The sequence below is a fragment of the Arthrobacter ulcerisalmonis genome (assembly GCF_900609065.1).
Classification (GTDB): Bacteria; Actinomycetota; Actinomycetes; order Actinomycetales; family Micrococcaceae; genus Arthrobacter; species Arthrobacter ulcerisalmonis.
The window spans coordinates 258,925-284,681 of sequence record NZ_UXAU01000009.1 but is presented as its reverse complement, the minus strand read 5'-3'; the positions used below and the strand labels follow the sequence as shown (position 1 = coordinate 284,681).

Annotated in this window: 23 protein-coding genes and 1 pseudogene; 15 read left to right on the top strand and 9 right to left on the bottom strand. The window is 60.2% G+C overall.

Going from position 1 to position 25,757, the window contains the following annotated elements:
- Nucleotides 1-167: 167 nt before the first annotated feature.
- Complete coding sequence (locus PSET11_RS01725) at nucleotides 168-1,352, bottom strand: cytochrome P450 (protein WP_160118949.1); 1,185 nt, start codon at nucleotides 1,350-1,352, stop codon at nucleotides 168-170.
- A 180-nt stretch (nucleotides 1,353-1,532) separates the two neighbouring features.
- Here PSET11_RS01725 and PSET11_RS01720 point away from each other — a divergent pair, with 180 nt between their 5' ends.
- The 6 genes from PSET11_RS01720 to PSET11_RS01695 are packed head-to-tail and all read left to right on the top strand — an operon-like array spanning nucleotide 1,533 to nucleotide 6,195.
- Nucleotides 1,533-2,288: an SDR family NAD(P)-dependent oxidoreductase gene (locus PSET11_RS01720; RefSeq protein WP_160118948.1), complete on the top strand. Its 756-nt coding sequence runs from the start codon at nucleotides 1,533-1,535 to the stop codon at nucleotides 2,286-2,288.
- 55 nt (nucleotides 2,289-2,343) lie between these two features.
- Nucleotides 2,344-3,222 carry an N-acyl homoserine lactonase family protein gene (locus PSET11_RS01715; protein WP_160118947.1) on the top strand — a complete coding sequence of 293 codons (879 nt, stop codon included), beginning with the start codon at nucleotides 2,344-2,346 and terminating at the stop codon, nucleotides 3,220-3,222.
- Entirely contained in the window at nucleotides 3,215-3,613 is a 399-nt protein-coding gene (gene pcaC, locus PSET11_RS01710; RefSeq protein WP_124090121.1) for a 4-carboxymuconolactone decarboxylase, read from the top strand. Before PSET11_RS01715 ends, pcaC begins: the two co-directional genes overlap by 8 nt.
- Complete coding sequence (locus PSET11_RS01705) at nucleotides 3,606-4,493, top strand: NAD(P)-dependent oxidoreductase (protein WP_124090119.1); 888 nt, start codon at nucleotides 3,606-3,608, stop codon at nucleotides 4,491-4,493. Before pcaC ends, PSET11_RS01705 begins: the two co-directional genes overlap by 8 nt.
- 48 nt (nucleotides 4,494-4,541) lie before the next feature.
- Nucleotides 4,542-5,366, top strand: a complete 825-nt coding sequence (locus tag PSET11_RS01700) for an SDR family NAD(P)-dependent oxidoreductase (RefSeq protein ID WP_124090117.1) — start codon at nucleotides 4,542-4,544, stop codon at nucleotides 5,364-5,366.
- 22 nt (nucleotides 5,367-5,388) lie between these two features.
- Entirely contained in the window at nucleotides 5,389-6,195 is an 807-nt protein-coding gene (locus tag PSET11_RS01695; protein WP_160118946.1) for an SDR family oxidoreductase, read from the top strand.
- Nucleotides 6,196-6,848: 653 nt separating this feature from the next.
- On the opposite strand, the gene PSET11_RS16990 is transcribed toward PSET11_RS01695, so the two are convergent.
- The 7 genes from PSET11_RS16990 to PSET11_RS01665 all read right to left on the bottom strand — a co-directional run bounded on the left by PSET11_RS16990 (nucleotide 6,849) and on the right by PSET11_RS01665 (nucleotide 12,714).
- Entirely contained in the window at nucleotides 6,849-6,971 is a 123-nt protein-coding gene (locus tag PSET11_RS16990) for a hypothetical protein (protein ID WP_282432639.1), read from the bottom strand.
- 450 nt (nucleotides 6,972-7,421) lie between these two features.
- A complete protein-coding gene (locus PSET11_RS01690) occupies nucleotides 7,422-8,138 on the bottom strand; it encodes a GntR family transcriptional regulator (RefSeq protein WP_124090113.1) in 717 nt (238 codons plus the stop codon).
- Nucleotides 8,139-8,257: 119 nt separating this feature from the next.
- Nucleotides 8,258-9,247: a PDR/VanB family oxidoreductase gene (locus PSET11_RS16985; protein WP_282432638.1), complete on the bottom strand. Its 990-nt coding sequence runs from the start codon at nucleotides 9,245-9,247 to the stop codon at nucleotides 8,258-8,260.
- Nucleotides 9,248-9,313: 66 nt separating this feature from the next.
- Entirely contained in the window at nucleotides 9,314-9,826 is a 513-nt protein-coding gene (locus PSET11_RS01680; protein WP_238988992.1) for an HtaA domain-containing protein, read from the bottom strand.
- A gap of 16 nt (nucleotides 9,827-9,842) precedes the next feature.
- Nucleotides 9,843-10,925, bottom strand: a complete 1,083-nt coding sequence (locus tag PSET11_RS01675; protein WP_124090416.1) for a maleylacetate reductase — start codon at nucleotides 10,923-10,925, stop codon at nucleotides 9,843-9,845.
- Nucleotides 10,926-10,939: 14 nt separating this feature from the next.
- On the bottom strand, nucleotides 10,940-11,581 hold the full coding sequence (locus PSET11_RS01670) for an alpha/beta hydrolase (protein WP_124090108.1): 642 nt from the start codon (nucleotides 11,579-11,581) through the stop codon (nucleotides 10,940-10,942).
- 179 nt (nucleotides 11,582-11,760) lie between these two features.
- Nucleotides 11,761-12,714 carry a VOC family protein gene (locus tag PSET11_RS01665; protein ID WP_124090106.1) on the bottom strand — a complete coding sequence of 318 codons (954 nt, stop codon included), beginning with the start codon at nucleotides 12,712-12,714 and terminating at the stop codon, nucleotides 11,761-11,763.
- 143 nt (nucleotides 12,715-12,857) lie between these two features.
- Between PSET11_RS01665 and PSET11_RS01660 the strand changes: the two genes are divergently transcribed.
- From PSET11_RS01660 to PSET11_RS01620, 9 genes are all read left to right on the top strand, one after another.
- Complete coding sequence (locus PSET11_RS01660) at nucleotides 12,858-14,087, top strand: FAD-dependent oxidoreductase (protein WP_124090104.1); 1,230 nt, start codon at nucleotides 12,858-12,860, stop codon at nucleotides 14,085-14,087.
- Nucleotides 14,088-14,116: 29 nt separating this feature from the next.
- A complete protein-coding gene (locus tag PSET11_RS01655) occupies nucleotides 14,117-15,238 on the top strand; it encodes a serine hydrolase domain-containing protein (protein WP_160118945.1) in 1,122 nt (373 codons plus the stop codon).
- A 140-nt stretch (nucleotides 15,239-15,378) separates the two neighbouring features.
- The gene (locus PSET11_RS01650; protein WP_124090100.1) at nucleotides 15,379-16,299 is read left to right on the top strand and encodes an alpha/beta fold hydrolase; all 921 of its coding nucleotides are present in this window, start codon (nucleotides 15,379-15,381) and stop codon (nucleotides 16,297-16,299) included.
- Between the two features lie 3 nt (nucleotides 16,300-16,302).
- A complete protein-coding gene (locus tag PSET11_RS01645; RefSeq protein ID WP_124090098.1) occupies nucleotides 16,303-17,070 on the top strand; it encodes an SDR family NAD(P)-dependent oxidoreductase in 768 nt (255 codons plus the stop codon).
- A 35-nt stretch (nucleotides 17,071-17,105) separates the two neighbouring features.
- Nucleotides 17,106-17,861 carry an SDR family NAD(P)-dependent oxidoreductase gene (locus PSET11_RS01640; RefSeq protein WP_160118944.1) on the top strand — a complete coding sequence of 252 codons (756 nt, stop codon included), beginning with the start codon at nucleotides 17,106-17,108 and terminating at the stop codon, nucleotides 17,859-17,861.
- A gap of 186 nt (nucleotides 17,862-18,047) precedes the next feature.
- Nucleotides 18,048-19,520, top strand: a complete 1,473-nt coding sequence (locus tag PSET11_RS01635) for an MFS transporter (RefSeq protein ID WP_203415868.1) — start codon at nucleotides 18,048-18,050, stop codon at nucleotides 19,518-19,520.
- 267 nt (nucleotides 19,521-19,787) lie between these two features.
- Entirely contained in the window at nucleotides 19,788-21,263 is a 1,476-nt protein-coding gene (locus tag PSET11_RS01630) for an NAD-dependent succinate-semialdehyde dehydrogenase (RefSeq protein ID WP_124090094.1), read from the top strand.
- 639 nt (nucleotides 21,264-21,902) lie between these two features.
- A complete protein-coding gene (locus PSET11_RS01625) occupies nucleotides 21,903-22,994 on the top strand; it encodes an aromatic ring-hydroxylating dioxygenase subunit alpha (RefSeq protein ID WP_377946715.1) in 1,092 nt (363 codons plus the stop codon).
- 49 nt (nucleotides 22,995-23,043) lie between these two features.
- The gene (locus PSET11_RS01620) at nucleotides 23,044-24,051 is read left to right on the top strand and encodes a PDR/VanB family oxidoreductase (RefSeq protein WP_124090090.1); all 1,008 of its coding nucleotides are present in this window, start codon (nucleotides 23,044-23,046) and stop codon (nucleotides 24,049-24,051) included.
- A gap of 1,128 nt (nucleotides 24,052-25,179) precedes the next feature.
- On the opposite strand, the pseudogene PSET11_RS01610 reads toward PSET11_RS01620, so the two are convergent.
- A pseudogene (locus tag PSET11_RS01610) lies at nucleotides 25,180-25,752 on the bottom strand (recombinase family protein); the annotation flags it as partial.
- Nucleotides 25,753-25,757: the final 5 nt, after the last annotated feature.

Below are 25,757 nucleotides of genomic sequence, written 5' to 3'. Positions count from 1 at the left end.
CTGCACGAACAGAGACGGGACCGGAAGGAACAAGAAAATGCCGCTGGCCTAGAAGGAAGACTTCAGTACAGCGCCAAGGTCTTTCTTCTCGGCCAGGCAAGTTGGCGTGCCCGGCCTCCGGGAGGTTCACAGTTCTGCTCCCGGGAGCCGGGCTAGGGGTTTCAGAGTCAGACCAGGCTGACCTTCAGATTCGCCGTCTCGGTAACGGCATTGGTGTCGTGGCACGTCCACTCTTCAGTGAGGCGAATCTTGGGGAAGCGCTCGGCGACGGCCTTCAGCGCTTCCTCAATTTCCATCCGGGCCAGATTCTGTCCTAAACAGTTGTACGGGCCAGCGCCGAACATGAGCGGGCGTTTGGCCGGCCGGTCGATGTTGTATGTGTTGGGATCGCTGAACACCCGGGCATCGCGTTGGGCCGAACGCACGGAGACATACACAAAGGAGTCGGCTGGGATGACCTGATCATCCACGGTGATCTCATGAGGCGCGTACCTAAAGATCGTGCCAAAGCGAGGACGCAACCTGATCACTTCTTCGATGATGGGTGTGGAGGCGTCCGGGTTGTCCAGCAGCTGCTGCCATCGCGAGGGCTCCTGCAGAAGCGTCCCGAAGGTGTTCCCCATCTGATGGACGGTGTTGTCCACGCTGGCCTGAAGGATACTCATGCCTTCTGCCATGAGCTGATCCTCCGTCAGCAAACCCTCAATCTGTTGTTTGATCATTACGGAAGTAAAGTCATCGCCGATATTCTGCCGGCGCGCCTCGATGTGGTCACGGACGAACTCCCACCCCTCCAGGAACGCGTCCACCGACTCCTGGCGGCGGGTTGGGTCGGCTGTCAGGATCGGAGCAAGAATGCTGTCCGAGAGCCTCGCGACGGTCGGTGCCAGCTCAACGGGCGCCGACACCAGGTGGCAGTACATCATCGGTGGAACCCGCCAGCACAGTTCTTGCATGAGATCGACCGATCCAGTGTCGCCAATCTCGTCGAGGATTTCATTAACTACCGTCCGCACGTGCACCCGGAGCTTCGCAACTTGGGCGGGCCGGAAAAGGCTCGCGAGGGGTACCCGGAGCTTTTTGCGGTATTCGCCTTCGTTGTTAACGAGCATCAGGTTCCACAGATCGCGGATCTCACCATCCACTATGCCCACGTCGTCCAGTCGCCGGCGAAAGGAAGGACCCTTCTCGAGCTCGGGGTGTTCCAGTACCTCGAAGCCCTGTTCGTAGGTCAGGACCTCAAGGCCGCGGCTGCTCTGGGCCACCCAATTCTGCTCGCGTGCCTGCTGTAGCTCATCGAGATCGGTGGTGTCCGCGGCGATCCACGGCAGTTCCGAAAGGCTCTGTGTCATCTGGCTTCCCTGCTCTCTTGTTGTGGGCATCCCAAGAGGACATGGCAGCGTCGGCCCTTGAGTTGTGCTTTCAGACAGCTTACATAACGAATTTTTGCTATGTCTATAGTTCCTCTGTAGCTGTCGGATAGCTATAAGCAGTATGCTGTTCTCAACTTATCGATCGTCAAAGGAGACGCTGTGCAGGAACAGAAGACACAGAAGAGGGTCGCAGTCGTTACGGGCGGCGGGCGCGGGATCGGCGCGGCAATCTGCGCCAGGCTGGCGCAGGACGGCCTGTATGTTATCGTCGCCGACCTTGACCATGCCAACGCCCAGAGCGTCGCTGAGGCGATCGTGGCGAGCGGGGGCAGCGCAGCGGCTGTCGCATTGGACGTTACCGACCGGGATGCTGTCCGCGGAATATTTAATGAGATCGCTGACGGACTGGGCCGGATCGATGTGTTGGTCAACAACGCCATGTGGATCCGTTATGACCCGATTCTTGAGATCACGGAGGATTCAGTCGACAGGATGGTCGATGTTGGCTTCAAGGCACTGATTTGGACCACGCAGGCCGCGTTCCCTCACATGCCCAAAGATGGTACCGGGACTGTTATCAATATGTCCTCGCCGGCCTCAGTCCGTGGAGTCCCGGGCAGCGCCGTGTATTCAGCGGTTAAAGGGGCAGTGTCGTCGTTTACGAGACAGGCGTCAGGGGAACTGGGCAGGCAAGGGGTGAGGGTCAACGGAATTATCCCGGGCGCCGTTCCAACGGAGGGTGCCAGGTCGGTGGTTGATGAGGATGGTTACGAGCTGCGCCGTAAGTCCAACCCATTGGGGCGGCTAGGCGATGCCGAGGACATCGCGGCCGCGGTGTCTTTCCTGGCTTCGAAGGACGCAGGCTACGTCAATGGGCATCTGCTCGCCGTCGAAGGCGGACTTCTGGCCTCGTGAGAGGTGTGAGAAAGCCGCGGCCTTGAAGCACGAGCGAACCTGGGAGGTGACGAGGATGGTGCACGAACAAGCGATCAGCCACAGCAACGACGATGGTGAATATGAAGTTGTGGTCGTCCGATGCGGCGAGCTGCTGACCACCCGCGCCGAAATGTTCCGGGACTATGAACAGTACGACGAAGCGGATGGCGAGTTCAGGCTCGACTACTACTTCTGGGTCCTCCGCAACCAGCACCGCACCGTCGTTGTGGACACTGGATTCTCGGTCGAAGGCGCAGTCTCGCGTGGCAGGACCCTGCACATCGACCCCCGAGAGGCACTCCCCCGGCTCGGTATTTTCCGGGACACGGAATGCTCGCTCATAATCACCCACGCCCACTATGACCATATTGGCAATCTGGACTACTTTAACTGTGCAAACGTCCTGATGGCTCTCGCCGAATTTGACTATTGGCTTGGGCGACAGCCCGGCGGCCGCCGGACCGATCCGCTGGTAGATGACCGAGATCTGGATGCCCTCTCCACCGTCCGCGACGAGAACCGGCTCCGCCTTTTGGAGAAAACCGAACAGATAGCGCCAGGTGTATGGGCGCTGATGGGATCAGGACATACCCCCGGACAGATCATGGTTTTGGTTCAAACAGCAGAAGGCCCCCTGCTGCTCACATCAGACGCTGTCCACTTCGACGAAGAGCTACGCAGGACAATGCCCTTCAAACACATGTGTGACCTCGAAGAAGCCGGTGCCACCTACCAGCTCATCAACGATCTTCTGGCTGACGGGACCGCCACCATCATGGTCGCCGGCCATGAGCCAGAGGTGATGAGTCGTTTTCCCCGTACAGCGGGTCTGGAAGAACATGCCGTCTCCATAGGCGCATCCAGCGAACCCATCCAACATGCAACAAAGGAAGCGAGAAAGAACAATGACTAAACCCGCCACGCACGAGGAAACGTTCGAAGCCGGCCTGGCCGTAAGGAAAAAGGTACTCGGCGATGCCCATGTCGAGCGTTCACTCGACAACACCACCGACTTTGGCCGTCCCATCCAGGAACTGGTTACCGAGTACTGCTGGGGTACCATCTGGACGCGTGAAGGTCTGCCGCTGCACTCCCGCAGTCTGATCAACCTGGCCATGCTTACCGCGCTCAACCGCTCCCATGAACTCGGAGTGCACGTCCGGGGTGCTCTAAATAACGGTGTCTCCCGTGAGGAAATCCAGGAAGTCTTCCTGCAGACTGCGATTTACGTTGGCGTTCCTGCAGCCCTTGAGTCATTCCGTATTGCCGAATCCGTTTTTCAGGAATTGAACGTCAATGACTGAAAACAAGACCAGCGTCGCCCTAATCGGCCTCGGCAACATGGGAACCCCCATGGCCTCGCGCTGGATCGCGGCCGGCTATTCGGTTCATGGATTCGATGTAAACCCGGAAGCGCGGGCAAAGTTCGCCAGTGCCGGAGGCCAAATTCACCAGACAGCGGCGGACGCCGCGTCTCAAGCATCCTTTTGTGTTCTGATGCTGCCTAACTCAGCCATCGTGGAGGCTGTCATCGGGGAACTGTGTGACGCGGGATCCCTCGCCCCTGATTCGACCGTGATCGACATGAGTTCATCTGAGCCGACCAGTTCCCAGCGACTGGCGCTCTCTCTTGGGGAATCCGGGATCAGATTCATCGACGCGCCGGTCTCAGGGGGTGTCCGCGGGGCCGAAGCCGGAACGCTGACCATCATGGCAGGCGGGGAGGCACACATAGTCGAGAGTGTTCGAGCACTCCTGGAATGCCTGGGCAACGTAACTCATGTTGGCCCCGTTGGCGCCGGACACGGAGTCAAGGCCCTCAATAATCTTCTTTCTGCAGCCCACCTATGGCTGACCAGTGAAGCTGTCGTGATTGCGGAACGGCTCGGCGTCCCTGCCCAGACGATGTTGGCTGTCCTGAACTCCTCCAGTGGCCGGAGCGGATCGAGCGAGCAGAAGTGGCCACGATTCATACTGCCGGGCACTTTTGACTCAGGATTTGAGGCCCGCCTCATGCTGAAGGACGCAAGGATTGCCACCGGCCTCGCGTCTGAATTGGGCATGCCGACCAGTCTGGGAGAGGAAGTGGTCAACCTCTGGAATGAGGCTGGGCATAGTCTGCCCGCGAATGCAGATCACACGGAGATTGCCAGGTTCATTGAAAAACGCGCCGAGAAGAAGTGAATCAGACTTGCCTGTGGGCCCGCTTCCGCACACGTTCAGGGAAACGTCATGACGGCGATTGAGGGAAAGGTCGCCGTCGTAACAGGCGCAGCGTCGGGAATTGGGCGCGGTATCGCGGAAGAACTTATCAGCCAGGGGGCGAGCGTCGTCCTCGCAGACATCGAGGCCCTGGCCTTGACTGAAGCAGGCGCCGAACTCGGTGTACCGTTCGTCCAGGTTGATGTGAGCAGTGAAGCAAGCATGCGAAATCTTGCCTCCGCAGTGCTGCGGACCCACGGCAAAGTAGACCTTGTGTTCAACAATGCCGGAATAGGACCGTTCGGCAACATAGCGGATCTGACCATGGCAGACTGGAAATGGATGATCGACGTCAACTTGTACGGGGTCATCCATGGGGTGCACGTCTTTCTTCCACTCCTCAAGGCCAACACCGCTGGCGGCCACATAATCAACACCTCTTCCATGTCCGCATTGGATCCGGTCCCCGGACTGGGCGCATATGCGGTAACCAAATGCGGGGTGAGTGCCCTGACGGAAGTCCTCGCCGCCGAGCTCCAGGCCGAGGGCTCGCAGGTCAAAGCCACTCTCCTCATCCCGGGAGGGGTTCGAACGCGAATCGGGCAGAGCCTTCGAAACCGGCCAGCCAATACAGGAGCGCTCCAAGACGTCGAACTGTCGCAAGCCCCCGACTCCAGTACCGCCTGGCATGACCCAAGGGACGTAGCCCGTGTGGCATGCCACGCCGTTCGGAGGGATGAACTGTATGCCATCAGCCATCCCGAACAGTGGCAACGGGTCGAGTCCCGCCAGCAGGGGGTTAGGAACGCTTTCCACCGAGGATGGAACCTCGGGCTACCCGAAGCAGCATCATGATCTTCAAGGAAGGAACCAGAAAATGACGGACATTACAGGAAAAGTGGCCGTGGTGACCGGCGGAGCGTCAGGAATCGGCAGAGGCATCGCCGAGCAACTGATTGAAGAAGGAGCCCAGGTTGTCATCGCCGACATCAACAAGGACACGGTCGAGACCGTGGCTGCGGAAATCGGTGCATGGGGAGTCTCCCTGGACGTCACTGACGCCGCAGCGGTATCAGCCTTGGCCGATGCAACTGTAGAAAAATACGGAAAGGTCGACATAATCGTTAACAACGCCGGCGTCGGCCCCTCTGCCCCGATCTCTGCGCTGACGCTGGACGACTGGCATTGGATCATCGATGTGAATCTGTTCGGGGTGATCAACGGAGTTCATGCCTTCCTTCCCCACCTCTTGGGCAATCCTAATGGAGGCCATATCGTCAACACTGCCTCAATGGCCATTTTTTCACCCCTTTCCGGCTTAGGCGCCTACGGGGCATCAAAGGCAGGAGTTGCCGCCCTGAGTGAGGTGCTCTCCAAAGAACTCGAGGAGCAAGGCTCCGCTGTCAAAGTCACGGTCCTGCCCCCCGGACCGGTCCGCAGCAACATTAAAAACAGTTTGAGCCACCGCCCAGAAGGCCAGACCGGCGCGCTTGTGGACGTTGACCTCACCGCGGAAGAGGGGGCGGATTCCTTGCGGTGGATCAACCCCCGCGAGGCAGGACGGATCGTGACCCGGGCCATAAGAAACAATGACTTCCTCGCTCTGACACACCCGGAGTGGTGGCCCATGGTCGCAGAAAGAAATGCGGTCACCAAGGCTTCCTTCGAAAAGTACTCCGCCTAAGTCAACACCGCATTCCCACAACCCGTCACCACAGTGCCTTGGTGACACAAACGCAGTCCAATCACCCACTGGGAGCTGCGGAGGGCGGGCGCCGGTTTGAAGGCACTCATGATCTGGTCGGACTTCCACGTACCGGATCGGGCAGTTGGGATCAAGTAGCCAGGAATGCCGGCGATCTCCCTCCTGCCGCTCATCGTCGGTGACGGGGCCGCCCTCATGGTTCCACGAAAGCAGAAACGGTCTCTACCGAAATCACAGAGGGAGTGAAGCAATTCCACGCTCGGCAACGCCTCACGTGAACAGGCCATGACAGTGGCCCTCGGATGGAGAAAGGCTGCCATTTTTGGGCAAGAGAGTGCTGGCACTGGACCGGCCTCAGGCCGATGGCTCCCTTCCGGTGCTGCGCCTGGCCGGAGGCTGCGATAAACCCGTCGGTGCGGCCGGCGTTTGGTCCTGCGGGACAAGTGGGTGCTGACACTCGTGCCGGTGCCGGACCTGTCCAACCGCGGCAGCGGCCAAAAAGACCACACCACGGATGCCAACCGCTACAACCATCAGAGCCATGAAAAACAAGAACTGCGATAGCGCAAACAGTGCTCCCAGCAGGACCGTGGCAACGAACACCAAATTCAGCGCCATGACAGATGCGCCAGTCACAGCTTTCCCGCGAAGCGGTCCACGATGACGCGTCGGTGGAACCGGGGACCAGCCAACCGTTCGGTGGGCTCACCTCCAGTGGGCGCCGACAGGGACATAACGGGTTCAGCAGCGGCCATGCAGCTACTCATCCTCCGTGTCCACTGTCCACCACCGAAGTCAGCCCACCTATGTACGAGCTCGCACACAGCACACCAGGGCACTGATGGATCACCGGCATTCGTAGTCCCTTGCTCCCTCTAGATACGACCCACAGCTTCTGCATCATTCATGGCCCCAGCAGCTGACCGAGCCGGGCACTGCTCGTTTGTATGGCTGTTGACCTACCTATTCCAGCGGGTTCCACCCGGGGGGCGGTCGCATTGGCGGCGGCACCCGGGTCTTCCCAGTCCTGGTGCCGATGCCGCTCTGGCGAGGCAGTACTATCAGCCGCGCAAGATGGTTCGTGCCTGGGGCAGCTCAGGTCAGGCACAGGCAGCGGGACCCGGCGGGACGTGCACCTGAGGTAGAGAAAGGCCAGCGTGCCGAGCCGGGGGCCTCAGTGTTTTTTGGATCCCGGGGGCATGGGACTATGCGCGAGCTGGCTGCAGCCAACTGGCTTCGCCTGGCTTTCCCTGATTGAGGGCTCCCAGCACGATCTTCGCAGCCTGCTCGACGTGGAAGGTCGCTGCGGCCCTCGCAGCGCCAGAATCACGGTCTTCGACTGCTGACAGTATGGCGCGGAGCTCTGCAGCGCTTTTCTCCGACCGGCCGGGCTGGGCCAGTGTCAATGATCTCAGCTGCGTAACCCGGCGTTGGAGGGTTCCAAGCATTTGGTCCAGAATTGGGTTGGCGGCGCCACGGAACAGGATCTCGTATACGGCGTTCTTAGCCGCCAGAATGGTGGACGGGTTGTCGCCTTCTTCGGCTGCCCGGCTGACTTCCAGCACTGCGGCCCGCAGCTCGGCAAGCTGCTCTTCATTGGCCCGTTCGACGAAACGCTGAGCAGCCAGACCCTCAAGTTCAGCTCTGACTTCATAGACGTGCCGGGCAAGCTCCAGGCTGGCAACGGCGACGACTGTACCCCGCCCGTTCTGCGACTCGACCAGGCCCTCGGCCTCCAGCTGCCGGAGCGCCTCCCTGACGGAGGGGCGGCTGGCCGCCGTCATGTCGCACAGTTCTCGTTCTATTAGCAGCTGGCCTGGAAGAAGCTCCATATTAACAATGGCGTCGCGCAAGATGGCGGCCACCTGCTCCCGGATAGGGGCATGGCGTGTCACCTGCCTGCCGGTATAGTTCTCAATCACTACCGTTACCTCCTGCCCGGGGGACCTGCCTTCCGGCACACGCCAGATGATGGACCTGTCCTTCAGTTACTATCAGCCTATCTGACAAATGGGTGACAGAGTGCTTCTTGGGTAACATTCTAAAGTTCTATTCCCAGCGTGGTTCCGGCGGCGCGTGAGACACATATCATGACATACTCGTTCGCTTCCTGTTCTTCCTTGGATAGCAGCGAATCGCGATGGTCGGCGCGTCCTGCGGTGATGCGGGTTTCGCAGGTGCCGCAGGTTCCTTCCCGGCAGGAATACGGCGCGGTGACTCCGGCCGCCTCGACGACGTCGAGAATCGACTTGTCGGCCGGGACGGTCAGTTGAATCTTTGACACGGTCAGGTCGACCTTGAAGGGCTGGTCGCCACTTGCGGGGATCGCCACGTCTTTGGGAACGAACCTTTCGAGTTTGAGGCTTCCGGCGGGCCAGGACGACATGTGGGATTCGATGGCGTTCAAGAGTCCGCCGGGGCCGCAGGCATAAACCAGTTGTTCTTCGGCCGGGCTTCCGATGATGGCAGTGATGTCCTGCATCCCCACCTCGTCCTCGGGAAGGATGATGGCGCGATCACCGAAGGCCTTCACTTCATCGAGGAATCCCATGGTGGTCAGCGACCTGCCCAGATATGTCAGGTGCCAGTCGGCGCCATTTTCCTGCGCGTGGCGGATCATAGGCAGCAGGGGGGTGATTCCGATACCGCCTGCGATGAAGTGATAGCGGGGCGAGGGCTGGAGCGCGAAATTGTTTCGGGGTTCTCGGATCTCCAGCACGTCCCCGAGGGCGACGGTTTCGTGGAGGGCTTTCGAGCCACCCCGGCTGTTGGGATCAAGGAGCACACCAATGCGGTATCTCGTGCGGTCACGGGGTTCTCCGCACAGGGAGTAGTGACGCACCAAGGACCCCGGGAGCAATACGTCGACATGAGCCCCCGGCTCCCAGACAGGGAGATCCCCGCCGTCAGTTCGTGCAAGATCCAGCACCATGACCGATGACGAGGCAGGTTTCTTTCCGATGACTTTGAGGTGAAGTACCGTACTACGGTTTTCCGGCACTGTCGGAGAGTCGACCATGACTGTGTTCATTCCTTTTCCTAACTTCGCCGCAGGCGCTTGCCGGGCATAATATTCATATTGTTCGGTGCGTTGGCCCTAGGCCGTCGGCTTCAGCCGATCTTCCTGCAGAACGGCCAAGGGGGCCAGCCGGGTTCTCGGGTTGTAATAGCCGCCGAACAGGTCTGATCCTTCCATGGTCAGCACGACGGAGTTCCATATAGTTGCCGGCAGTCCGTCCACTGTCGCCTTTTCCGTCTCTGACAGGCGCGCTAGTGCCATCCGGCCCGTTGCTGTGCCGGGAGCATCGATAAAGAGCGAAGTTCCGCCCTCCCCTACACTGATGGAAGGATTCGAGACAGTGGCCTCGAGGGCTCCGTCATGAGCTTTGAATCGCGCGCAGCCACTGAAGCAGACGCTTCCCGCCTCAGGTGCGTCACTCCCGCCGTTACGGGGAGCGACGGCGAAGTAGAAGGCGGGCCTTCCCAAGAAATCAGCTTGTGGCTGCGTCATGTCACTGTCAGGTTGAGCCGCGACGTAGTCCAGGAAGCTGCCCTTTACTGACCACAGCATCCCGGTCGCACCACGCAGGTCATCATCCACAAAGCCCATTGTCACCCCTCCACTGTCATCGGGATGACGGGTAGGATTCGGCGGTCGACTTCCCGGACCATGCTGACTCCAACAATTCCCGCATGAGATCGGCTGTTATCTGTCTCGGATTTGAGGCTGGCACGAAGGGCAAGATGAGTTCTATTGATTCCTCTATGGATTTCTCCGCGTAGCCGAAATCCTTCAACGCCCGCGGAGCGTCCAGCTGCTCGTACAGGCTGTTCAGTGCTCCAATGGGGTCCATCGAGCCCAGGGCCTGACCGATGCGCTGCATCGCCTTCGGCGCGGAGGGTGCATTCAGGGCCAGGACCCGGGGCAGGATAACCGCATGTGTCTGGGCGTGGGGAAGGTTGTATGTACCGCCCAGGACATGGCAAATTTTATGGTGCAGCCCGGACCCCGCCGAAGCGAAAGCAACCGCGGCGAGATAAGCCCCGTAGAGGGCCTGTTCCCGACCTTCCAGATTGTCAGGGTTTGCCTTGATGGCGGGCAACCCGGCAGCCAGTGCGCGGATGCCTTCCGCTGCGAGGGCCTGATTGATCGGATCGGTCCTAGGCGCCCACATAGAGTCGATGCAGTGGGCCATGCCGTTGAGTCCGGAAGCAATTGACAACTCCACCGGAAGGGATGCCGTCAGGGCAGCGTCATAAATAATCGTCCGTGGCAGGACGGCATTGTCAACGCCGGTTGTTTTGCGTGCTGCTTCGGTGAGGCCCCAGACGTTGGTCGCTTCGGAGCCGGCGTACGTGGTCGGGATGGCTATGATCGGGATCCGCGCTGTCAGTGCAATCGCTTTGGCGAGGCCGGTGGTCGATCCGCCGCCGATACTCACGATCAGGTCGATCCCGTACTCCCGTGCCTCTTGCCTGGCCTTATCGGCCTTTTCGAGGGGAACATGCGCCACAACATCGCTGTAGTTGAGGGCGATGTCCAAGCCGACGGTGAGCATCTCGGCGAGCGGCTGTTCGAATTCAGCAGCGATCACCATCACCTTGCTGCCGCCGATGCGATGAATCTCCTGGGCAAGGTTTTCCGCTGCGTGTCCTGATCCGAACAGTACTCGCTGGCCAAGTGATTCGTGAGTGAACTCGAGTGGCATTAATTTACCTTCCTTCATGGATTTTTCGGGCCCGACGACGCCGTGACCTCCGGCACGAAGGAGCGGGAGGAGCTTCCCTTCTTCGGTGCCAGGGTGTTAATGAGCTCGGAGGCCGCCGTGAAGGCTTCCGCCGTGATGATGTGTTCCGTGCCGGGGGCGACCTTGAGGTCGACGTCGGCGCCCTGCCGGGTGAGGTTCGAGGCGGTTTCCTCTACGCGCCATCTGGGGACCCAAGGGTCCTCTGCGATGGTGCGCATGAGGACCGGCATGCCCGTCAGGGGCCGGCCTGCGTACTCGGGGAGCGGCCCGGGCCCGAGATGCCCGCCGGTGAAGAGTACCGCCCCACCGCACCTGTAATGGCGGGTCGCGAGGAAATGTGACAGGAGGCAGGCGCCTTGGGAGAAGCCCCACAACACCGTTTTGTCGGGAGCGAACCCGGCCGAAGCGATTATGGTGAGATATTGCGGTATGAGCGCCAAAGAGAGATCAAGCTGCGGTTGGTTCCGCTCCAGTGGTTCAAGGAACGGCTCTGGATACCACGTCGCCCCCTCGGCTGAGGGTGCGTAGAACCGGGCCCCCGGGACGTTCAGGAAGCTGGCAAAGTCCTTCATGATTTCAGGATTCTGGCCCCTACCGTGGACGGAAAGTATTGCCATAGCCGCCTCCTGCGCAGGCGCGCCCCATTCCCTCAGGGACTGCCGCTGATTTATTGCTGAACTCAAGAGCGCTCCTTTTCAATCTTCTGTAACCCCGGCAAGGGCAGAAGCGGTGACGCGGACGGGTACCGGCAATTTCCGCGTCACCGCTGTTCAGCCTCGTGTGGCAGCTGACAGATCTAGTCCTGAATGGGTTCGAGCTGGTCCATGATGGACTGACGCTGATCCTCGAACTGCGGGGGGAGCATGAACGCCTGGCCCAACTCCTCGGGGGACTCGTCGCAGTCCCAACCACCCTCGTTATGAGTCACCGCGAGTTCGAACAGCGCCCCGCCGGGGGTGCGGACGTAGTGGGACTTGAAATAGGTGCGATTCTTCAGTTCGGAGATGTCGGTATAACCGGCCCCTTCAATTTCGAACTTAATGGCGTTCTGGTTCTCCAGGGTGTCCAGATTCCAAGCGAAGTGGTGGTAGGTGCCGGCCCCGTAATGCCAGGTTCCCTGCTCATCGGTGCGGTTGCCGGTCAATTCGACGTAGTTGCCGAACTTGTCATCGCCGACCTGGAAGCGGACCCGGTCTCCTTCTTCCTGGATGTTTCCCTTGGCCTGGAACACATCGCGGGCAAACTCGACCATCCGGTCCTGGTCATAGACGTGCACTCCGGTGCCATGGATTCCGTGGACAGCATGCTCGGCGGAGACTCCGTTGCCGGTAAAGCCCTCGCGGGGATCGGCTTCGTTGCCCACCATGACGTATTCGAGTCCTGAGGGGTGTCGGAAGTTTACGCGTCGTTCGCCGAACACTTCGGTCATCTGGGTTTCGATATCGTGCTGGCCGAGTCGCTTGTCCCAGTAGTCCAAAGAATCCGACGGGACAGAGAGGAACACTTCCCGGGCCTGGTTGGTGCCCCGTTTGCCGTACACGCCGGCCTGGGCCCACGGGAACGTGGTCACGACCGAGGAGGGATCGCCGTTCGCGTTCGAGTAATAGAGGTGATAAATCGGGGTGGAACCGTCATAGAGGACCGTCTTCTTGATGAAGCGCATTCCCAGCACCTTTGTGTGGAAATCGACGTCTTCCTGCGCATGCCCGACGGACAGCGTGACGTGGTGGGAGCCCGTTACATACGTCATTTCTAATCTCCTTTGATTCGGCGTAGCCAAAGCGGCAGCCATGTACCTGTCATACAGGTTGTCATGTGCTGTCTGACACACTATCCTAAATAAGCCGTCAAGGCATAGGGCTGGCATCAACCACCCTCAAAGAGGAGGAATTCATGGACACGGAATCTGTGTGTGTAGTGGGCGCAGGCCCAGTGGGGCTTGTTATGGCGTTGGCTTTGGCCCGGGACGGCGTCCCTGTTACGGTCATCGAAACCGAGGCAGAACCGAACATGTCTCCCCGTGCGATGGTCTACCTCAATTCACTGCTGCCGGACTTGGACGGTTACGGGATCCTGGAGGATATGAAGCAGCGGGGCCATGTGGACCACGAGGGCTTCAACATGCATCTGGTCCGAACCGGTGAAGTGCTGTCTGCACCGAACACGGTCCTGGAAGGTCATCATCCAACGCCCTTTAACATCCACATGGGGCAGGGCGAGCTGTGCAACATTGTTCTTGAGCACTTGGCGCGAATGCCGCATGTGACCATTCATTGGGATACGCAAGTGACCAGTCTTGAACAGGACGCCCATGGTGTCAGTCTCACCCTCTCGAACGAAACAGGGAGTACACGCACTCACAGGTCGAACTGGGTGGTAGGCGCCGACGGCGGCCGAAGTTCGATCCGCACGCTCATCGGCGCGACTCTGGACGGGACTACCTGGGATGAGCGCTTCATAGCCACCAATCTGCACTTCGATTTCCGGCAGCTCGGTTTCAAGAGTTCAAACCTCTTCGTTCATCCCACGCTGCCGGCTGTCATCGGGCAGATCAACCGGGACGGACTGTGGCGCTGCACCATCCAGGAATCGGCAGCTCTTCCTGAAGAAACAGTCGCGTCCCGGATCGAGGAGTACTTTCGCGCGCTTCTCGGGCCAGATGCCGAGTACGAGCTTGTCGACTTCAGGCCCTACCGGATGCACCAGCGGCTCTCCTCCAAACTGCGGCAGGGACGAGTTGTTCTGGCCGGTGACGCAGCGCACCTGACAAACCCGACGGGTGGACTGGGCCTCACAACAGGGCTGTACGACGTTTTCGCCCTGCACGAAGCGTTCCGCGCGCTGCTGGGAGGGGCCGCCGATGAGTCAATCCTGGACCGGTATGCAGAAGAACGCGTCAAGACCTTTTCGACCATGACATCTCCCATGGCAAGCAATCTGAAGAACATCGTTTACGGCGGCCTGGATGCGGAGTCCCTCGCGGCGGCGACGGAGCCAATGCGGCAGGGAACCTCCACTCCCGAGGCCCAGCTTGGATTCCTCAAGGCCCTCGATGGTATCCGCAGCCCCTCGCTGCTGACACCCGAACCCATTTCAAGCGGACAAGGACGGACCAACCGATGACCGGAAACCGGAGGCTTTCTCTGAGCCGGATGGATGAGCTGAAGAACGTTGTGGACCACGATGTGTCCTCAGGTCACTATTTTGGGGCGTCCATCAAGATAGCGCATGCCGGTGAACTGCTGTTCGATCACGCAGCCGGCTTCGCCGATGAGGCAAAAACCTCGCCCATCACGCAGGACAGTGTCTTCTCCATTTTCTCCTGTACCAAAGCCTTCATCAACGTCCTGATTCTGAGGGCCGTCGAGCTTGGGCGTTTCGCCCTGACCACGAGAATGTCCGAGATCATTCCGGAATTCTCTGGGGCCCCGCGCGACCGCGCCACCATCTTCCATTTTCTCACCCACACAACGGGAATACCCGGCATGTGGGAAGTGCGCCCGGGAATGTACCAGGACAACCTCGACGAGATGGTCGCCGCCGTCTGTGAGGCAGCCGCCGGAAACAGCGAGCCCGGCGATCGATGTGACTACTCCCCCATGGTCAACCATGTCCTGCTGGGCGAAGTCCTTCGCCGGACGGACCCTGCCCGGAGGTCCATCAACGAGATCCTCGAAGCTGACCTCTTCGGGCCTCTGGGCATGAAGGATTCAGGCCTGGGAATCAGGCCCCACATGAAGGATCGCCACGTCATCCCAGACATGAGGGGAACGGTGCCTGTCAAGGCGCTGTCCCGCACTACCCCGGGAGACAACGGTCTCTACGAGGCGGAAGCCAACGAAGCTACCTGGGTCGGTGCGGCATCCACCTCCGGAGATCTGCTGCGATTCGCCGAAATGCTCAGGCGAGGAGGTGAACTGGATGGAAACCGCATCATTTCTCCCCGCATGATTGCCCTCGCACGACAGAACTGGACAGGTGATCTGCCCAACGAGATCTATAAGGCCGTCGCCCTGCGTGCGGGTTACACGCCGCCACCCGCATATTTGGGTCTCGGGTTCAGCCTTCGCGGCTCAGCCATGGTACGCCACCAGTTCGGGACGCTCACCACTGCCGAAACCTTCGGTAACTACGGCGCCGGAAGCACCTTGTATTGGATCGATCCGGAACTCGACCTCGTATTTGTGGCATTGACAGCGGGACTCCTCAACCAGGCTGCCAACATTGAGCGGTTCCAGAGACTATCGGACATTGCAGTGGGGGCACTCCAGTGACGCGCCCTGCCACGGAAGGCCTTGCACGGGATCAACCACCTCACGCACAGGATCGAACCGCCTTCAATCAGAAGCGCGGGTTCTTTTGGGTCCCTGGCGACGCCGTCGCCACCGAATTCGGCACCGTTCAGCGCGGACAGATGTACGTCGAGTGGATGGCCCCGTCCCGGATCACCCAGCCCTACCCGCTGATTTTCGTCCACGGCGGCGGAGGTCAGGGCACTGACTGGCTGGGCACCCCCGACGGCCGGCCCGGCTGGGCTGAACGCTTCCTCCGGGAGGGTTACGCCGTCTACGTCGTGGACCGGCCAGGCCACGGACGATCCTTCCGTCATCCCCACGTCCTGGGTGAGACAGGACCACAGACCAGCTTTGAACTGGCGAGCATGCTCTTCGCACCCGAACAGGCCGGCGACACCCAGACGGCGTGGCCGTGGGCCCGTGACCCAAAGGGAGCCGAAATGCAGCAGCTAACGGCTGCCTTGGGCGCCATGCCGGCCGATCTCGCTGAGGGCCAGCGCGTCGACGGTCTACGGATGGCTGACCTTCTGGACCTTGTGGGCCCCGCCGTGGTGATCACGCACTCGGCCGGGGCGTCGGCCGGATGGCTGGCCCTGAATCTTCGACCGGCGTCAGTGGCAGGCATTGTCGCCATCGAACCCATGGGACCGCCTTTTGCGCAGCTTCCCGGTCTGGGAAACCTCACCTGGGGACTGACAGCAACCCCCGTCGCCACCCTCCCCGCCGACGCCGAGGCATCCCAGCTTTCCCATGAAGGACCTGCAACGATCGCCGGATTCGCCGACGTGCCCGTAGCAATCCTTGTCGGCGAGACGTCCCCCGCCGGAAGTTTCGCGCCCCCGGTTGTGGATTTTCTCACGCGGAACGGGGCGCAAGCCGAGCTCATATCGCTGACCGATTTCGGAATACACGGCAATGGCCACGGACTCATGTTCGAAGCAAACTCTGAAGAGACGTGCCTCCCGGTTCTTCACTGGCTCGACGCGCAATTCGGCACCCGGGGCCAAAACGACGCCTCACAGGAAATACAAAAGGAGTAGAACATGGCCGACAACTATCGAAGGTTCTCCAATCAGGTAGCGCTCGTTACGGGAGCCGGTTCCGGCATAGGATGGGCGGTCGCGGAGCGACTGCTGGCCGAGGGAGCCACCGTGTACGCCGCAGACCTGCACCCCGGGTCGGGGGCGGCGGACCAGAATCCACGCCTCATTCAGGTCGCCCTTGACGTGACCCAAAGCGCGCAGGTCAACGCCCTTATGGAACGGATCGATACGGACCATTCCAGACTTGACGTTGTGGTCAACAGCGCCGGGATTCCAGATTCACCCCGACGTATGAAAAGCGGCCTCGGCAACGACCTGAGTGAGATCACCGACGAAGACTTCTCCCTAGTGGTCAACGTCAACCTGCTCGGCACCTTCTACGTAACCCGGGCGGCTGTTCCCGTGATGCGCAACAATGGCGCAGCCGGAGGCTCCATCATCAACATCTCCAGCGTGGGGGCGCTGGCGAATTTCCCACTCGCGGCGGCATATCCCGCAGCCAAAGCCGGTGTCCTGGGCCTCACGAGAGCCACCGCGGCGCTGCTGGGACCGGAGAACATCCGGGTTAATGCTGTGGCACCCGGCGCCACCGACACGCCCATGCTTCCGGAAGACCCTGCGGTGAGGGCTGCTGTCGTGGGCATGGGAGTTCTGAACAGAGCAGCAAGCGCAGAAGAACTCGCTGCCACGATTGTCTACCTTGCCAGCCCCGAAGCGGCGTTCATCACAGGCCAGACGATCTCCCCAAACGGCGGATACGTCATGTAGGGAACATACGGACCCCATACTTAAGGAGCAACCCTTTGCACACACCAAAACTCTCCGGAAGAACAGCGGTCGTCGTCGGCAGCACGTCGGGAATCGGCGAAGCAATCGCCCGGGAATTCGCCGCCAACGGAGCCCACGTCTTTGTCTCTGGACGTCGCCGTGAACGCGGGGGTGCAGTAGTCGATAAAATCCGCAGTGCCGGCGGCATTGCCGAGTTCATCCAAACAGACGCCTCAGTCCCCGACGAGCTGCGGTGGCTGCTGGATTCCGCCGTGGAAAGAACCGGAAGACTGGATATCCTGGTCAACAACGCGGCGACCGAACTCACGAAGCCCCTGGTCAACTGCACTACAGCCGACTTCGAGCACATCATGAACGTCAACCTCCGATCCTACTTCGTAGCGTCCGTCCACGCCGTAAAGCTCATGCTGCGGACCCCAACCCGAGGAACGATCCTCAACATCAACTCAGTGGCCTCCGAACGCCCCGTACCCGGAACGGGCCTGTACTCCATGTCCAAGGGTGCCGTAAGGCAGCTGACAAAATCCCTCGCCCTGGAGCACGCGGCCGACGGCATCCGCGTCAACGAAATCCGGCCCGGCATGGTTCAGACGGAAATCTTCCTCGCCCCGGAAGCCCAAGACGTCGCACGCATGGGAATTGCAGCCACACCCCTGGGTCGAATCGGTCAACCAGACGAAATCGCCAAGGCTGCTCTGCACCTCGTTTCCGACGAAGCGGGCTTCACGACAGGCTCATCACTGCTGATCGACGGCGGCCTCACCATCTAAGCCTCCGCAGGCGCGGTAAAGATATACCTGCCAAACACCTAGCAACCTATCCGACAAGAGGATAGGATTCGTCGTATCGGCGGATTGCGCTGACTCCCCGATCCGATGCAGAACCGCTGCAGCTGGCGCCTGGCCGGATCGATTTGAACCCCTCATCACTTTCAAGGGCGAAAGGACTAAACCCACATGACCACCATTGAAGGAATTCCTGACAGGTCTCCGGTCAGAACTGCGCAAGGCCGAGTTTCATGGAAATCCCGCGGGCTGCTCATGGCCCTCACCTTGGCCCTGCTTCAGCTGCTCAATGAAGTAGGCGCCCTCATAGCCATCCCCTTCTACGGCCCCATGGCAGTCGATCTCGGGCTTGCCCCCGGACAGGTCTCCTGGGCAGTTGCTGCGACCCTGCTGGCTGGCGGAGCCTCAGTACCCGTTCTTTCGAAGATCGGCGATCTGAATGGCCATCGGCGCGTGCTCATCATCTGCCTTGTCCTCATCACTGCGGGCTTCGCCCTAAGCGCCCTTGCACCTAACTTCATCACGCTGGTGATTGGCCGTGCCCTCGTCGGGGTGGTCGCCGGCCAGGCCCTGACAATCGGCATCCTCAATGACCGCCTCACGGCTCCCGACAGGAGGAAAGCGATCGGAATCATCGCTGCCTTCCAGGCAGTCGGAATCCCTCTGGGGCTGGGGCTTGGCGGCCTCCTCATTGATGCGGGAGCATCGTGGCGGACAGGCTTCTGGATCGGGGCAATTCTCACCGTCATAGGACTCGTCGCCACTCTCGTCTGGGTAGCCGAATCGGATGCCAAGATCCGTAACGCCGGCAGTTCGCGCACCGTCAACTACGGCGGAGTTATCCTCATGGGCATCGGCCTGACCTCCTTGTGCATCGGAGTAAACGAGAGCACGACCTGGGGAGTCTTCTCCGGTGCCACCATCGGCTTCGTTCTTTCAGGCCTGGCGCTCGTCGCCCTGTCCTTCTACTGGGAATCCAAATCGCGCCATCCTCTGCTGGACGTGAAGAAGGCGTTCAGCACCCGGCTGCTGCCTGCGTACGCGGTGTTCGTTCAGACCGGAATCATCGGCTTGATCCTGTTCAGTACCGTCCTCGGCTGGGCACAGACCAGCCCGACCCTTCTCGGCTACGGATTTGGCCTTAGCCTCTTCCTGGCATCCCTCCTGTTTTCGCCATACATCCTGGCCGGTTTCATTGCCCCACGTTTCACAGTCCCGCTGCTGCAGAAGTACCCGGCCAAATGGGTGCAACTCGTGTCCGCCATAGCGTGCTCCATTGGAATCATTGTCATCTACCTGGGCTACGCGAGCATCCCCGCCGTGGTGGTCGGAGTGCTGATTTATGCCTTCGGTTTCACCGCCATGGTCACAGTTGCCGTGAACGTCATCGCGGCAGAGGCCACCGATGAGCAAGGTGCGGGCACGGCATCCGTCTACGTCAGCATGGCACTTTTTGCCTCCGCCCTGGGTACCTCCCTGTACGCCGCAGCGATCTCTGCCGGGCATGCCCCGATGGAACCGCCCACCCCGGCAAACTACGAAGCAGGACTGCTGATCGCGGTCTGCGCTTCCCTCATTGGAATCGTCAGTTCGTTGCTCCTCTCATCCAAAGTCCGACTCAGCCACGTGGAGTCCGGACACTGAAACCGTTGCCGGTTCTTCCCAGACTTAGCGGGAGGGAGCGGCGGCCCTCGTTCTGGCCGACCGGTCCAGGGTTCCTCAACGGGGACATTCCGGGATGACTGACGCAAAGTCGGCGGCTACCACCGGCAGGCACGAGGACCGGAAAGACCCACCCCAAGGCTGGTAGCGAGCATCAGTCTGTGCTGATCCGGGCTTGATTGAAAAGTATCTGAACGCCCAGGGCGCATTCCTGCCGCAAGAAAAATAGAAAGAAAGTAGAGGCTCCGATTGAGTCCTGAACGTGAAAGAGAACTTCTCGCCAGTGTCCCCACACAGCTTTTCATCGGCGGTCGGTGGCGGGACGCTGCCGGCGGTCGCACGTTCGACGTCCAGGATCCGGCAACGGGACAAACCATTGCCAGCGTCGCTGACGGCACTAGCGAAGACGCCATGGCCGCAATGGATGCCGCCGCCGCGGCTCAGTCGTCCTGGGCGCTGACGGCTCCGCGGACTCGTGCCGAGATACTACGATCGGCCTTCGAAATCCTGACGCGGCGAACCGAAGACTTCGCCCTGCTCATGACCCTCGAGATGGGGAAGCCCCTTGCGGAAGCCCGAGGAGAGGTCGCCTATGGGGCGGAGTTCCTGCGCTGGTTCTCGGAAGAAGCAGTGCGGGACTACGGACGGTTTACCAACAGCCCGGAGGGCAAGAACAGAATCCTTGTTCAGCGCAAACCCGTTGGCCCCTGCCTTTTGATCACGCCTTGGAATTTCCCCCTCGCGATGGTCACCCGTAAGGTTGCTCCAGCCATCGCGGCCGGCTGCACCATGATCCTCAAGCCGGCAAAGCTGACACCACTGACCGCCCAACTGTTCACGGAAGTCATGATCGAAGCGGGACTCCCGGCCGGGGTCCTGAATCTCGTTGCCGGGACGAGCGCAGCCTCCATCTCGGGGGCGGTCATGAAGGACCCCCGTCTGCGCAAGGTATCCTTCACCGGATCAACCGAAGTCGGGAAGCGACTGCTCTCAGATGCCTCTGGAAACGTACTTCGGACCTCGATGGAACTTGGCGGCAACGCCCCCTTCATTGTCTTCGAGGATGCAGATCTGGATAAGGCTGTGGAGGGTGCCCTCATCGCCAAAATGCGCAACATGGGCCAGGCATGCACCGCAGCCAACCGCTTCCTCGTCCACGAATCCGTCGAACGCGAATTCTCCCAGAAGCTTTCCCTCGCGGTGCAGGGTCTCAAAACGGGGCGCGGTACCGATCCCGAAAACAAGGTCGGGCCGCTCATTAGCGAAGATGCCCGCAGGGACGTCCACGCTTTGGTCGAAGGGGCTGTATGGGATGGAGCGGAAATCCTTACGGGCGGATCTGTCGGCGCGGGCGAAGGCTACTTCTACGCACCCACCGTCCTGTCCAACGTCCCACCGAAATCGCAGATCCTCCAGACCGAAATATTTGGCCCCATCGCACCGGTGACACGATTCCACAACGAAGATGAGGCCGTTGTCCTGGCGAATTCAACCCAATATGGATTGGCGGCGTACGTCTACACGGCCGACTTCAACCGCGGCCAAAGGCTAAGCGACAAGCTCGAGTTCGGGATGATCGGATACAACACCGGCGCCCTTTCCAATGCTGCTGCGCCGTTCGGAGGGGTCAAGCAGTCCGGGCTGGGCCGTGAGGGCGGAGCCGAAGGTATCTCGGAGTACACCACTACCCAATACATGGCCCTCCCCGACCCCTACTCAGACTGATTCAGACAGAGCAGGGTCGGGGCGCGCCCGTGAGGTGCCAACTGAACCCCACGGTCGTGATCTTTGCCTCCGGATCAGCACCCCTTGCCCGATATCGCCGACAAAATTCCATTAGCGCATGTTCCCGGGCGGCATTGGGGCGGATAGACCCCATCACCAACCCGCGAAGATGCTGTCAGCGCTTAAGCTAAAAGGCTCAGCAAGAGAAAGGGAGATTTCAGGCGCCCTGGGTGCCTCTCTGGGCCCTGGGTTGGCGGTTAGACGGCCTACAGTGCCCGGCATACCGGGCACTGTAGGTCTTCAGGGCTCCATCGGCCGGATTCGCGGCACCCCGGTGGCCGAAACGTTCCCGCCTACATGTCCACGTCACACCAGGGGCTGGAAGTCCGCATTCCACAGTGAATCCGCACGGCCGGGATTAGAAATTTTCAGTTGGGTGCCTTGCAGGTTTAGGGTGGTGCGACGGTGATTAGCTGCTATGTTGCGAACACCTATGTATATAGGTAAACTGTGATTGGACCCACTCTTTAGAGCAATCGTGACTGGCGTCTGAGCCTCACCACACGATTCTCCACACGCATGCATCCCTCGACGTTGACGTCCTGCGGGGTGGCGGGCACGGAAGGAACTGCTATGACTATGGATACCCAGTCGATGACCTCGACGACGAATAAGGTGCTGGGCTACCCTCTGAACGCTTGGTACGTGGCAGCGTGGGACCACGAGGTGACCCGCAAGCCCATGGCCCGGAGAATCGCGAACCGGCCCCTGGCGCTTTACCGCACGGAAGACGGCCGCGCCGTCGCCCTTGCAGATGCCTGCTGGCACCGGCTTGCTCCCCTCTCGATGGGCAAGGTCATGGCTGGGGACGAAATCCAGTGCCCGTATCACGGGATCGTCTACAACTCAGCCGGGCGCTGCGTATCCATGCCAGCACAGGAAACCATCAATCCCAGTGCTACCGTCCCCTCCTATCCCGTGGTGGAGCGCTACCGTTACATCTGGGTATGGCTCGGGGATCCGACTCTGGCCGACCCCCAATTGGTCCCCGATATGTTCCAAATGGATGACCCCTCGTGGGCAGGGGATGGGCTTACCATCCCCGTGAACTGCAACTACCAGCTGGTCGTCGACAACCTGATGGACCTCACCCACGAGGAATTCGTGCACAGCTCAACCATCGGCCAGGAAGAGCTCAGCGAATCAGACTTTGAGGTGAGCCACGAGGGGAACACGGTTACTGTTGCTCGGTGGATGCTTAACATCGACGCGCCCCCATTCTGGCTAAAGAACATGCGCGACAAGTTTCCCGACTTTGAAGGAAAAGTCGACCGTTGGCAGATCATCCGCTTCGAATCCCCCTCGACCATCCGCATCGATGTCGGCGTCGCCAAAGCAGGCACCGGAGCGCCGGAGGGCGACCGCAGCCAGGGTGTCAACGGATACGTCATGAACACCATTTCACCTGAGACCGACAAGACCTGCCATTACTTTTGGGCCTTCATGCGGAACTACCGGCTGGACAGCCAGCTGATCACCACGCAACTGCGGGACGGGGTCTCCGGAGTCTTCAAGGAAGACGAAGACATGTTGGAGGCGCAGCAGGCAGCAATCGATGCAAACCCTGACTACGAGTTCTACAACCTCAACATCGACGCCGGTGGCATGTGGGTGCGGCGCCTCATCGAACGCCAACTCGCCGCTGAAGGCCGCCTGGTACCCACCGTCTAGGCAAGCCGCACTCACATCACGGCCTCCAAAGAGATTCTGGAAGAAGAAAATGGCAGCAACAAACATCGAGGTATGGCAATCAGCCACTGTAGTCGACGCCGAAAACGTAACCCCAGATATTCGGCGAATCGTTCTCGCGCCCTCGGCACCGAAGAAGGCTGAACCAGGCTCCCACATCGACCTCATCCTCACAATCGACGGCGAACATCAAAAACGTTCATACTCCGTCGTCGAGTCCAGCGATGACGGACGACTCCTGACAATCAGTGTTTTCAGAGCGCCCCAGTCTCGTGGAGGATCCATCTTTATGCACGGGCTTCGAGAGGGTGAACAGCTGGAAATCACCCAGCCGCTCCAAAACTTTCCGCTCAGAATCGGCGCCCGCCGATACGTCCTGCTGGCAGGCGGCATCGGCATCACAGCGGTCATCAATATGGCAAGAGTCCTCAAACGCCTGAACTACGACTACACGCTGGTTTACGCCGGACGAAACCGGGAAGCAATGGCTTACCTGCCCGACCTGATGGCCCGGCATGGGGAAAACCTTGTCGTCCACGTCGACGACGAAGGAACGTCCCTCAGCATCGAGCAATTGCTTGCCGGCATCGACACCGACACCGAGTTGTACATGTGCGGCCCCATCCGCCTGATGGATGCCGTGAGGCGAGGATGGGTGGACCGAGGTCTGAAGGCCCCGAATCTGCGGTATGAGACGTTCGGAAACAGTGGCTGGCACGACCCGGAAGACTTCATTGTCCGAATACCCAGGCTTGGCATCGAAACAAGCGTGAGCCCTGACCGGACCATGCTGGAGGCCCTCGAAAACGCCGGAGTGGACATGATGTTCGATTGCCGCAAAGGTGAATGCGGGCTCTGTGAGGTAAGGATCCTAGGCATTGAAGGAACCGTCGACCACCGGGATGTTTTCTACAGCAAGCGCCAACAACATGCTGCAGAAAAAATGTGCTGCTGCGTCTCACGCCTTGTAACTTCAAAAGCCGATTCCGGGGACTCAGGCACCAGACTTCCTGCTGTCGTCACAATCGATATTTCCTGACTCCAGAGTGCGGTCTCATCAAAGTCGAGGTGCAGCCGCATAGCCGCTTCCGTATTTCTCGGGCTAGGTCGGAGAATACGCGCGACCGAGATCATCTTCGTCTCAACGTTCCGTGAGAAAGGGTCCTGAGATCATGATTTTGACTCCCGACGAACTGCATACCATTGAAGTACTCCCGCAACCGCCCGAAACTTTATGGCAGCGACTCGATGCCGCCATCACACAGGCTCAGGGCCATGGGGCAGTAGCCTCCACAGGCGTCCTGGTACGCCGACTCGAGTGGGGGCTATTCCGGGTTTCGGTCTCTTCACTAGTACCCCGCGGCCGAACATACGAGGCGGACGACTGGGCCGGGCGGGTTGATACTAGGACATCCCCACGTAAGCATGCCCTGGAAGAGACGGTGGCGGGTCAGCCCGCGGGCATAGGACACACCCGAGGGCCGCGCCGGAACCCTTAACCGACAGGATATGAAGGCAACTGATATGAACCTCACCGCGAGAAGGATCAACTCCGCTGGCCTTTCCTCGGCAACCTCGAACGGGACGGCTGCAACCCCGACCATGCCCGTCTATCCAGTAGCAGACTGGACACTACTCGAACCCGGCGAGATCGTGTGGATCGGCCGCGGGAATGTCCCAGCCGACGAAGGCAGCGTGGATGGTCTAATGGAAGACGGCTCCATCGTCTGGGTATGTCCCGGCGGCGCTTCAACTCGCCGAATGGTCCACCGTTCCGACGGCGACCGTATTTGGAGCCTTCGGCCAATCTGAACCGGCGTCCCCTCCCATGAGATCGCCGAAGTGTTCTCTTGAAGTAGGTCGACGGGCCCATACACCCGTTCCGAGGACGGTAATGAACTGTACTGAATCCGGACATGGCGCTCCCCCAGCCAGAGGGTGGTGCTCCCACCAAATCGCAGACCCCGTAACGCAAGATTCAAACCGCTGGCACGGAGGATTCTGCCGCGGGGGCGCGGACAGTGCTCGTCGCGGGCGGGAGGTTTTTTAGACGCGCAGTCAGATTGGACTACACCCAAGCCTGACGTCAGGCGGCAATCAAAAGACCGTCAGAATAGGGTCTGGAAAGCTGTGAATGTTGGCGATAAATGGCGGTCTTTTTGCGGATCTAAATGTCGCCCTGCAAGTCGGCTAGCGCTCGTGACCGCCTGTAGAACGTCGCTCGGGACATTCCGAGATCCCGGGCAACCTGCGCGGCGGGCTCGCCACCTGTGACCAGGCGAACAGCACTTCTGATCTGACTATCAGTGACCCTGCGGGGTCGGCCGCCAAGGTCCTTGCCAGCTCCTCTTCGCTTAGTAATGGAATCAGTGACGCGTTCGCGCTTGATCTCGTGTTCCATCTGCGCGAGGGCGGCCATGATCGTGAACAACATAGAGCCCATCGGTGTTGCTGTGTCGACGTCGCCTCCGCCCAAGTTCAGGACGCGCAGGCCGGCGCCCCTGCCGCGGAGTTCGTCGGCGAAGGCAAGCATGTTCTGAGTGGATCGCCCGAGCCGATCCAAAGTCGTGATGACGAGGGTGTCACCCTCCATGAGCGCGCCGAGTGCTCGATCGAACTGGGGTCGCGACGCGCGCGCTCCGGAGACACCCTGGTCGACGTAGAGGTCATCACGTCGAACACCGGCGTCCAGTAGATCCGTCTGCTGCCGGTCCGTGGACTGCTGCCGAGTTGAAACCCGTTGTT